The organism is Cupriavidus pauculus (assembly GCF_008801835.1).
Taxonomy (GTDB): Bacteria; Pseudomonadota; Gammaproteobacteria; order Burkholderiales; family Burkholderiaceae; genus Cupriavidus; species Cupriavidus pauculus.
On record NZ_VZOW01000011.1, the window covers coordinates 142,566 to 152,302 of the forward strand.

General features: G+C 65.3%; 10 protein-coding genes and 1 pseudogene. 9 read left to right on the forward strand and 2 right to left on the reverse strand.

All coding sequences use genetic code 11. From position 1 onward, the window contains the following. Positions 1 to 71: 71 nt before the first annotated feature. Positions 72 to 353, forward strand: coding sequence for a hypothetical protein (locus F7R19_RS14175; RefSeq protein WP_150981039.1), 282 nt, complete (start codon positions 72 to 74; stop codon positions 351 to 353). 102 nt (positions 354 to 455) lie between these two features. Here the strand turns inward: F7R19_RS14175 and F7R19_RS14180 are convergent, their stop codons facing one another. Then, positions 456 to 1,559: an acyltransferase family protein gene (locus F7R19_RS14180; protein ID WP_061959648.1), complete on the reverse strand. Its 1,104-nt coding sequence runs from the start codon at positions 1,557 to 1,559 to the stop codon at positions 456 to 458. Positions 1,560 to 1,771: 212 nt separating this feature from the next. Here F7R19_RS14180 and F7R19_RS14185 point away from each other — a divergent pair, with 212 nt between their 5' ends. Together F7R19_RS14185 and F7R19_RS14190 are read left to right on the forward strand one after the other, a co-directional pair. Beyond that, complete coding sequence (locus F7R19_RS14185; RefSeq protein ID WP_150981040.1) at positions 1,772 to 2,689, forward strand: amino acid ABC transporter substrate-binding protein; 918 nt, start codon at positions 1,772 to 1,774, stop codon at positions 2,687 to 2,689. A 141-nt stretch (positions 2,690 to 2,830) separates the two neighbouring features. Then, on the forward strand, positions 2,831 to 3,109 hold the full coding sequence (locus F7R19_RS14190) for a hypothetical protein (RefSeq protein ID WP_061959646.1): 279 nt from the start codon (positions 2,831 to 2,833) through the stop codon (positions 3,107 to 3,109). Positions 3,110 to 3,187: 78 nt separating this feature from the next. Here the strand turns inward: F7R19_RS14190 and F7R19_RS14195 are convergent, their stop codons facing one another. Next, on the reverse strand, positions 3,188 to 4,057 hold the full coding sequence (locus F7R19_RS14195) for a hypothetical protein (RefSeq protein WP_061959645.1): 870 nt from the start codon (positions 4,055 to 4,057) through the stop codon (positions 3,188 to 3,190). 361 nt (positions 4,058 to 4,418) lie between these two features. Here F7R19_RS14195 and F7R19_RS14200 point away from each other — a divergent pair, with 361 nt between their 5' ends. The 6 genes and pseudogenes from F7R19_RS14200 to F7R19_RS30625 form a co-directional block, all read left to right on the forward strand. After that, positions 4,419 to 6,146, forward strand: a complete 1,728-nt coding sequence (locus F7R19_RS14200) for a glycosyltransferase family 39 protein (RefSeq protein WP_150981041.1) — start codon at positions 4,419 to 4,421, stop codon at positions 6,144 to 6,146. Then, positions 6,143 to 6,514, forward strand: coding sequence for a DMT family transporter (locus F7R19_RS14205; RefSeq protein ID WP_061959643.1), 372 nt, complete (start codon positions 6,143 to 6,145; stop codon positions 6,512 to 6,514). Before F7R19_RS14200 ends, F7R19_RS14205 begins: the two co-directional genes overlap by 4 nt. 6 nt (positions 6,515 to 6,520) lie before the next feature. Further along, positions 6,521 to 7,696, forward strand: a complete 1,176-nt coding sequence (locus F7R19_RS14210) for a DegT/DnrJ/EryC1/StrS family aminotransferase (protein ID WP_061959642.1) — start codon at positions 6,521 to 6,523, stop codon at positions 7,694 to 7,696. Then, positions 7,675 to 8,676, forward strand: coding sequence for a glycosyltransferase (locus F7R19_RS14215; protein ID WP_061959641.1), 1,002 nt, complete (start codon positions 7,675 to 7,677; stop codon positions 8,674 to 8,676). The genes F7R19_RS14210 and F7R19_RS14215 overlap by 22 nt, the downstream gene beginning before the upstream one ends. Positions 8,677 to 8,714: 38 nt before the next feature. Continuing rightward, positions 8,715 to 9,524, forward strand: a pseudogene (locus F7R19_RS14220) (formyltransferase); the annotation flags it as partial. Next, on the forward strand, positions 9,476 to 9,737 hold a 262-nt coding region (locus F7R19_RS30625), incomplete at its 3' end, for an NAD-dependent epimerase/dehydratase family protein (RefSeq protein WP_409364586.1). The pseudogene F7R19_RS14220 and the gene F7R19_RS30625, both read left to right, overlap by 49 nt.

Here is a 9,737-nt window from a genome sequence, read left to right on the forward strand (position 1 = left end):
GCAAGGGTCGGGCAATTTCAATACTTCAGGGCATCGAGCCGTACCGGCTCACGTCGCCCCTGGAGTTGATCGTGAAGAAGCTGCCCGCCACCGTTGTCGTCCGCGCCCTGTTGTTCATGTCTGCGGTGGTCGTCGTCCCCGCCACCGCCTTTGCCGGTCCCGCTGAAACCGCATCGCCGCTGCCCAAGGCCTGCGCGATGGTCATGCAGGGCGAGCAACCGCGCGTGCGCTGCGTCGTTTCGGGCGACCAGGACCTGGAAAAGCAACCTCCCGAGGTGGGGTCGCAAGTGATCTGGGACCGCATCATTTCCGATCCGGACACGCTGCGCGAGCTGCGGCCCACGTTCGCCTGAAGCGCGGCGCGCAATTTCGTTTTCTTCGCTCGCCAAAACAAAAACGGCACGCTCGGTGAGAACGTGCCGTTTGTATTTCAGGCGTCACTGCGCGGATAACGGTTAGCCGCCCACGCGTTCCCCGATGCGCCCACGCGCACGGGACGGCAGATCGGCCGTCAGCCAGTCAACCAGCCTGCGCAGCGGATTGCCCGCTTCAACATGGCGATGGAACGCCGCGCCAGCGACATTGCTGGCGATCCACGCCAGCACCATGCCCAGCGCATTGGCCATCGGCTTGCCGGGCGCAACGTGCGTCACCACGGCGTTGACCATCAAGCAGACCGGAAAATGCACCAGGAATACCGAATAGGAGATCTTGCCGAAATACGCGGTGAGCCGGCCGCCGGGCCAGTGCTCCAGCCAGCCGCCGCGGCGCGAGACGGCCAGCAGCAGCGCGGTAGCCAGCGCCACGGCGATCCGCAGGCGGAAATCGACCACCAGCGCGGCCGCGCCCATCGCCGCCAATACGATCAGCGACATCGGCGAACGTTCGGGATTGGACGCCCAGAAGGCCAGCACGCCCATGCCATAGGCGCCAAAGAAATAGACGGCCCAGATGTCCCAGCTGGCATCGCGGTTGAACCAGAACAGGGACAACCCGGCCAGCGCCGCCACCAACGGCACGCCGAGCGCCAGCGCGTTGCGCGATACGGCGCGGCCAAGCCACAGCGTGAAAACCAGCAGCGCGAACAGTTGCAGATCGATGGCGATATACCAGACGCCGGCCGATAGCGCATCGACATCGAGAATGTTGTGCAGCAGCAGGATATGCGCGACAAATTGCGCGAGCTGAGGCGCCGCGGGGATCGAATCGTGGTGCATCCAGGTTCGGGCGACGGCCGCCCCGACGATGGCGATCACGATTGCCGCGGCATAAGGCACCACCAGTTTCTGATAGCGCCGCCATACGGTCGCCAGCGGCCGCGGCGTGGTCAGGTGGCCGGCCGGCGCCAGGCTGCGCGCCGCCAGGAATCCGCTAATCACCAGAAACACCTGCACCGCGATGCGCGCGTAATCGGCCAGCCAGCCGATCAGTCCGGGCGCCAGGGCGTGGGCGGCATCGGACATGGGGCCGTAGAAGGCCAGGTGGTGCAGCACGATCAGCTGTGAGCTGACCGCCTTCAGGGCATCGATACATGCCAGACGGGAAGGACGGGGGCTCATTTGTTATAGGAAAGATACAAAATGGCCCGCATTGTACCCGGAACAGTGCGCGTGGGAATGTGGATGGTGCGTAACCTTTGTAAGCGCCGATACATGTGCGCCCGGCGGGGCCGCCTGCGCCCCACATTTGGGAATTAGCTAATAAGAAACAAATACTTCGCCCTGTCAGGGGCCGGGTATACCCTTGCGTCTTTGCTAGCCTGACCCCGCCCATGTCGTCGCCTGTTTTCTTCCGCTCGCTCCACCGTTCCGTTCAACGCATCGCCGCCGCCGTGGCACTCACGGCCGTCCTGGCGCCGGCCGCCCACGCCCAAAGCCCCGTGCTCGACAAGATCCGCGAAACCGGCACCATCACGCTTGGCTACCGCGAATCGGCGCTGCCGTTTTCATTTGGCGACGACAAGGGGCAGCCGGCCGGCTATGCCGTGGATCTGTGCCTGCGCGTGGCCGACGCCGCCAAGCACAAGCTGGGGTTGAAGGACCTCAAGGTACGCTGGCTGCCGCTGACGCCGCAGAATCGCGTGCCGGCCGTCGTCAACGGACTGGTCGACCTCGACTGCGCGCCCAACACCAATACGCTCGAACGTCAGAAACAGGTGGCCTTCAGCGTGTCGCACTATGTGTCCACCGTGCGCATGCTGGTGCGCGCCGATTCGGGCATCAAGTCGTTTGACGACCTGCGGGGCAAGACCGTGGTGACCAGCGCTGGATCGACCGGCGATCGCCACGTGCGCCGCCTCAAGAGCGAATACGGATTCCGCGACGTCTACGCCAAGGATCACGGCGAATCGTTCCTGCTGCTGGAAACCGGCCGCGCCCAGGCCTTCGTGATGGACGACGTCCTGCTGGCCGGACTGCGCGCCAAGTCCAAGGACCCCTCGCAATACGTGATCGTCGGGCCGGCACTTTCGGTCGAACAGAACGCCCTGATGATGTCCAAGGCCGATCCCGAGTGGAAGCATTTGGTCGATCAGACGCTGGCCAAGACGTTTGCCAGCGCGGATGCCGCGGCACTGCAGAAGCGCTGGTTCCAGCAAGGCATCGGCGCGCGCGGCACCAACCTGGCGCTGCCGCCTTCCGCTGAAGTCCTGCAGGCCTGGAAACACCCCTCGGACGTTGTGACGGAGTAAGCATTTCCGGCGCAACGCCCCCGGAAAAGCCCTGAGTTGACGGCCCGCCACGCCTTGTCCACACTGGCCCAGCGCGGTTTTACCGGCCGGTAGAACCGGAATAACGCGAACCGCCGAAGGCGGCAACCGAGGAGAAATTTCATGAACAAGTTCATCGCCACCGCCATTGCGCTGGGTCTTGCCACCGCTTCGGTGGCCGCCGTTGCGCAGGACAAGAAGTCGTTCGATCCGTATTCGCAAGGCGCCAAGTCGGGCGAGAAGTTCGATACCTACAGCCAGGGCGCCAAGGCCGGCGACAAGTTCGACACCTACTCGCAAGGCGCGAACAAGAGCACGCGCGCCGACCTGGTCGATCAATCGGCCGCGCCGAAGAAGTCGACAAACAAGAAGGCCACTAAGAAAGCCACGCCGGCCAACTGACCCGCAGCTTCGCGCAGCTTGAAAAAACGATGAGCCCTTCCTAGCGAAGGGCTCATTGCTTTGGGGCGTCCCGGCGCCTTACCGGTTGTCGTCCTTGACGTCCAGTTCCAGCGCCGTCACGTCGATGCGCTGGACCTCGTTGTTCTGGCGGATCTCCGTGCGCAGCACGAACGCCTCGGCGGGACAGTACCAGTCGGTCACATGGAGCACGCTTGGCTCGAGCTGCAGCAGTTCGTCGCCGATCATCAGCGGGCCTAGCGATGTGCGTTTCTCGTAGGTGATCGGCATGCATTCCTTGCGCCCCATCACCGTGTTGATCATCTGCCTGCGGCCCACATGGCGCGCGCTGACGATGATCGACGCATGCAGCGCTTGCATCGTGCCGACCACCTCGTCCTGGCCCAGCGGGTAGATCTTGAGCGCGACGCTGGACTGAAACGTCTCGCCGTCGAGCATGGCGCCCTCGCGGATTTCCGTGCCCGCGTAGTTGAAGACGCCGCTGCCCGTAAACGACGCTTCGCCGAACATACGCGCGTAGCGCGCGCGAGCGTTGATCACGGCGTTGCGGCTGTCGATGCGCGTGCGGGCCGTGGCGGCGCTGCGGTCGATATTGATCTCGTGGACCTGATCCATCACCACGGGCGGGCCCATCAGCGCCGACAGCGCCGACTTCGAACGCACCTCGAGCTGGGCACTGCAGCCGCGCGCCGTGCGCATCACCTCGCGCAGCGTCATGGTGATCGACATCGGCATCGATCCGTCCCCCTCCATCTGCACGCGCGAGCCGGAGCGGAACCACGGCGCGTCGCACAGCGCGGCGCCATTGGGCATCGGCGGCGTCATGCCCGATACCGGCGCCGCCGCCGGATCCGCCGCAGCGGCGGAGGCCTGGGCGCACGCCACGTTCACCCCACCCATCAGCAATAACGCCAACAGCACCGATTTCATCGCGATTCCCCGTCCCCATGGCCAAGGCGCCGTCGGATCGGGCCAGCGGCAACTCGGAATGGCGCCAGTATTCACGCGAAACCGATGGCGCGCAAATGACCCCTTCCCCGGCCGGGACGGGCCGGAAGCACCCAAACCGCAGGGCGGACAAGTCGCTCGTGCTAACATTGCGCGCCCGCGGACCCTTGCCGGCCCTGGCGGCAGCGGCGCAGCGCGGTAAAACGGGCGGCGCGCGCGGTCTTCGCAACGGCTTCGGGCGCACAGTTTGTCCACCGATTCCGGGCTTGCCGCGTTGTGGGGTGTTCGCCACAACGCAAGCCGCACAACCCGCCTCCGGTATCCCGGCCATTTCAGGAGAGATATGCGTAGTTCCTCGCCCTCGCGCCATGCCGGGCTGCCTGTCGGCATGATCGCTCTGGTAGTTGTCGCAGTGCTTCTGGTCTGGTTCGGCACGCTCGATGCCCGCCACCTGCTGCGTCCGGACGAGGGCCGCTACGCCGAGATCTCCCGCGAGATGTTCGTGACTGGCGATTGGGTCACCATCCGCTATAACGCACTGAAATACTTTGAGAAGCCGCCGTTCCACCTGTGGGTGACCACCATCGCCTATGAGCTGTTCGGAGTGGGCGACTGGCAGGCACGGCTATGCGTGGCGCTGTCGGGCATTGCCGGGCTCGCCGTCACGATGCTGGCGGCGGCGCGCTGGTTCGGCTGCCGCGTGGGCCTGCTGACCGGTCTGGCAATGCTGGCCATGCCGATGTGGAGCGTGGCCGGCCATTTCAATTCGCTGGACATGACATTGTCTGGCGCCCTGGCCTGCGTGCTGGCGTTCATGCTGCTCGCCCAGCACCCGGACACCTCGCCGGCCGCCCGGCGCGCGTGGATGTTGGCCTGCTGGGCGGCCATGGGCGTCGCCATCCTGACCAAGGGCCTGGTCGGCATCGCCCTGCCCGGCCTGGTGCTGGTGGTCTATACGCTGGTCACGCGTGATCTTGGCCTGTGGCGCCGCTTGCACCTGCCCAGCGGCATGGTTGCGATGCTGGTGGTGACGGTGCCTTGGTTCTGGCTGATTTCCTCGCGCAATCCCGAATTCCCGCAATTCTTCTTTATCCACGAGCACTGGGATCGCTACACCTCCACGGTGCACGCGCGCAAGGGATCGATCTGGTATTTCGTGCCGCTGCTGCTGGCCGGCCTGCTGCCCTGGCTGGGCCTCACCCCGCGCATGTGGGACGTGGTGCGCGAGCGTGCGGGCGCGGCGCGCGGTGTCGGCGGCAAGCCGTTCCAGCCCGCCCTGCTGTGCCTGATCTGGTTTGCCGCAATCTTTGTGTTCTTCAGCTTGTCCGGCTCGAAGCTGCCCGGCTATATCGTGCCGGTGTTTCCCGCGCTGGCCATCCTGGCAGGCGTGGCGCTCGACCAGATCAACGACCGTTCCTGGAACCGGCAGATCAACGCGCTGCTGGTGCTGGCGGTGGTCGGCCTGGCTGCCGCGCCGGTGGTAGCCACGCTGTCGCGTCCCACCAATCCCAATGAAGTGTTCCGCGCGTTCGCGGTCTATATTGGGGTAGCGTTTGCGGTACTGTTGGCCGGCATGCTGCTGGCGCGCCGCCTGCTGCGCACGCGCGGCCTGCTGCCCAGCATCGCGGCGTTTTCGCTGGCGATGTTCCTGACCTGCACGATCGGCCTGATGGGCCACGAGGTCATGGGCCGCCGCGCTTCCGGCATCGACCTCGTGCCTGCCATCAAGGCGGTGCTCAAGGACGACATGCCGATCTACGGCGTGGGCGTGCTCGATCACACGCTGCCGTTTTACCTGGGCCGCACGCTGACGATGGTGGCCCATCCGGACGAGCTGGAGTTCGGCACCACGCAGGAGCCGGGCAAATGGATCCCGACCATGGACGGTTTCATCGCCAAATGGACCGACGGCCAGCCCGCGCTCGGTATCATGTCGCCGGAAACCTATGACGACCTGGCCGCCCGCGGCGTGCCTGTGTACGTGGTGGCGCGCGACATCCGCCGCGTGGTCGCCAGCAATTTCCCCGTGCCGGCGGCCGCGCCGGCTCAGCAGCCCCGAACCGCCCCATGACGCTTTCGACTTTCGCATTCATCTTTACCGGCGTGCTGCTGAACGCCTGCGCCCAGCTGCTGCTCAAGGCCGGCGTCAATGCCGTGGGCGCGATTACCATCGACCGCGCCACGCTGTTTTCCACGGCCTTGCGCGTGCTCACGCAGTGGCCCGTGATCGGCGGTCTCACGCTGTATGTGGTCAGTGTTGGCGTATGGATCATCGGCCTGTCGCGCGTGGACGTGTCGATTGCCTATCCGATGCTTTCGCTGGGCTATGTGGTCAACGCGCTGGCCGCCTACTGGCTGTTCGGCGAGATGATCGGTCCCTTGCGCATGGCCGGCATCGTGCTGATACTGGCTGGCGTCTTCCTGATTGCCCGTTCCTGATCGAACATGACTGCTTCCGCTTCGCAGGATTTCCTGCCGTTCGTACGCCCCAATATCGATGACGCCACGATTGCCGAGGTCGGCAAGGTGCTGGCATCGGGCTGGATCACGTCCGGCCCGAAGGTGCAGGCTTTCGAAGCCGCGTTGTCTGAACTGTTCGGCGGCCGGCCGGTGCGCACGTTTTCGAACGGCTCCGCAACGATGGAAATCGCGTTGCGCATTGCCGATATCGGTCCCGGCGACGAAGTCATCACCACGCCGATCACCTGGGTGGCAACGGCCAATGTGGTGCTGACCGTCGGCGCGCGGCCGGTGTTTGTCGACATCGACCCGCGCACCCGCAACATCGACCTCGACGCCGTCGAGGCGGCCATCACGCCGCGCACGCGCGCCATCATTCCCGTGTACCTGTCGGGCCTGCCGGTCGATATGGACCGGCTGTACGCGATCGCCCGGCGCCACGGTCTTCGCGTGATCGAGGATGCGGCGCAGGCGATCGATTCGCGCTGGCGCGGACAGCGCATCGGCGCGCTGGGCGATCTGGTCAGCTTCAGCTTCCAGGCCAACAAGAACATCACGACCGTCGAAGGCGGCTGCCTGGTCATGAACACGCCCGAAGAGGCGCAGCGTGCCGAGCGCCTGCGGCTGCAAGGCGTCATCCGCACCGGCATGGACGGCATGGATGTCGAGGAGCCGGGCGGCAAGTTCAACCTGACCGATGTGAACGCGGCCATCGGGCTGGCGCAGTTGCAGCAGCTCGACGCCATCACGACGCGCCGCGCCCAACTGGCCGAGGAATATTTCCGTTGCGCGGCCGACGCCGGCCTGGCCGAACTCGGCATCGAACTGCCGCTGCCGCGGGATCCGTCCGCGGCAACGACCAACTGGCACATGTTCCAGGTGGTGCTGCCGGTCGATCGCCTGCAGGGCGGTGCGGCCGAGGCGCGCAAGCATGTAATGGAAGCCATGCGCGAACGTGGCGTGGGCACGGGCGTGCATTATCCGCCGATTCACCTGTTTACCTATTTCCGCTCCCTTGGCTGGCGCGAAGGCATGCTGCCGCATGCCGAACGCATCGGCCGCGGCATCGTCACGCTGCCGCTCTTTCCTGCCATGCAGGCCGCCGATGTGGCGCGGGTTTGCGAAACACTCAGCCAAACATGCAAACGTCTCTCTCACTAAGCCCGGTCGAGGTCTCGGTCGTCATTCCCGTCTACAACGAGGAAGGCGGACTGCAGGCGCTGTTCGACCGCGTCTACCCGGCGCTCGACGCGATGGGTGAATCGTACGAGGTCATCTTCGTCAACGATGGCAGCGTCGACCGTTCGCCGCAGCTGCTGGCCGCGCAGTTCCACAAGCGCCCGGACGTGACCCGGGTGATCCTGTTCAACGGCAATTTTGGCCAGCACATGGCAATCCTTGCGGGCTTCGAACACACGCGCGGCCGCATCGTCATCACGCTTGACGCGGACCTGCAGAACCCGCCGGAAGAAATTCCGCGCCTGGTGGCAGAAATGCGCAAGGGCCACGACTACGTGGGCACTATTCGCCGGCAGCGCAACGACACCGCGTTCCGGCGCTATGCGTCGCGCGCGATGAACCGTCTGCGCGAGAAAATCACCAAGATCAAGATGACCGATCAGGGCTGCATGCTGCGCGCCTATGACCGCAATGTCATCGACACGATCAACGCGTGCCGCGAGGTGAACACCTTCATCCCGGCGCTGGCGTATACGTTCTCGTCGAACCCCGTGGAAATCGAAGTCGGCCACGAGCAGCGCCACGCGGGCGAATCGAAGTATTCGCTGTACCAGCTAATCCGCCTGAACTTCGACCTTGTCACCGGTTTCTCGATCGTGCCGCTGCAATGGTTCTCGGCCATCGGCACGGTGTTGTCGATCTCGTCGGCGGGCCTGTTCGTGATCCTGCTGATCCGTCGCTTCCTGCTCGGCTCGGAAGTGCAAGGCGTGTTCACGCTGTTCGCCTTCAACTTCTTCCTGATGGGCATCATGCTGTTCGGCATCGGCTTGCTGGGCGAATACATCGGCCGCATCTACCAGGAAGTGCGCGACCGCCCGCGCTACCGTATCCAGGCCGTGCTCGAGCACAACCCGCGCGACCCGCGCCAGGAAGTCGCGTCGGAGGCATCGTGCGCGCCGTAGTCTTTGCCTATCACAATGTCGGCGACCGCTGCCTGCGCGTGCTGCACGCGCGCGGCGTCGATGTGGCGTTGGTCATCACGCACCGCGACCGTGCCGACGAGAACATATGGTTCGCGCGCGTGGCCGATACGGCGGCGGAATTGAACCTGTCGTTCCTGTACGGCGAAGATCCGTCCGATCCGGCCCTGGCCGACGCCGTGCGCGCCGCGCGGCCCGACGTCATTTTCTCGTTCTACTATCGCGCCATGATCCCGGCCGATGTGCTGGCGATCGCGCCGGCCGGCGCGTTCAACATGCACGGCTCACTGCTGCCGAAATACCGCGGCCGCGTGCCGGTGAACTGGGCGGTGCTGCATGGCGAGACCGAAACCGGCGCCACGCTGCACGCGATGGAAGCCAAGCCCGACGCCGGCTATATCGTCGATCAGACTTCGGTGCCGATCCTGCCCGACGACACGGCCGGGCAGGTCTTCGAGAAAGTGACGGTGGCCGCCGAACAAACGCTGTGGCGCGCGCTGCCGGCCATGATGGCCGGCCAGACGCCCAGGCGGCCGAATCGGCTGGCAGACGGCAGCTATTTTTCCGGGCGCAAGCCCGAGGATGGCCGAATCGATTTCAACCAGCCCGCCTCCGCGGTCTACAATCTCGTCCGCGCAGTGGCTCCGCCCTACCCGGGCGCGTTCACCGAGCTTGGCGGACGCCGTTTTATCGTCGCGCAAGCGCGGCGGCTTGACAGCGCTGCGGCGCCCGCAGGCCTGCCGCGCGGGCTGCACGTCGTGGACGGTCGCATCGTCGCCATCTGCGGCGACGGCGGCGTGCTGCGCGTGCTGCAACTGCTCGAAGGCAGCAGCGCCGACCACGCCAGCCCGGTGTCCGCCACCGAGTTCCAGAACATCATCTCCGCACAGTCCACAGAGGAAAACCGATGAAAAAGGTCCTGATTCTTGGCGTCAACGGCTTCATCGGCCACCACCTGACGCGCCGCATCCTGGAAACCACGCCGTGGGAGGTCTACGGCATGGACATGTCGTCGGACCGCCTTGGCGATCTGGTGAACCATC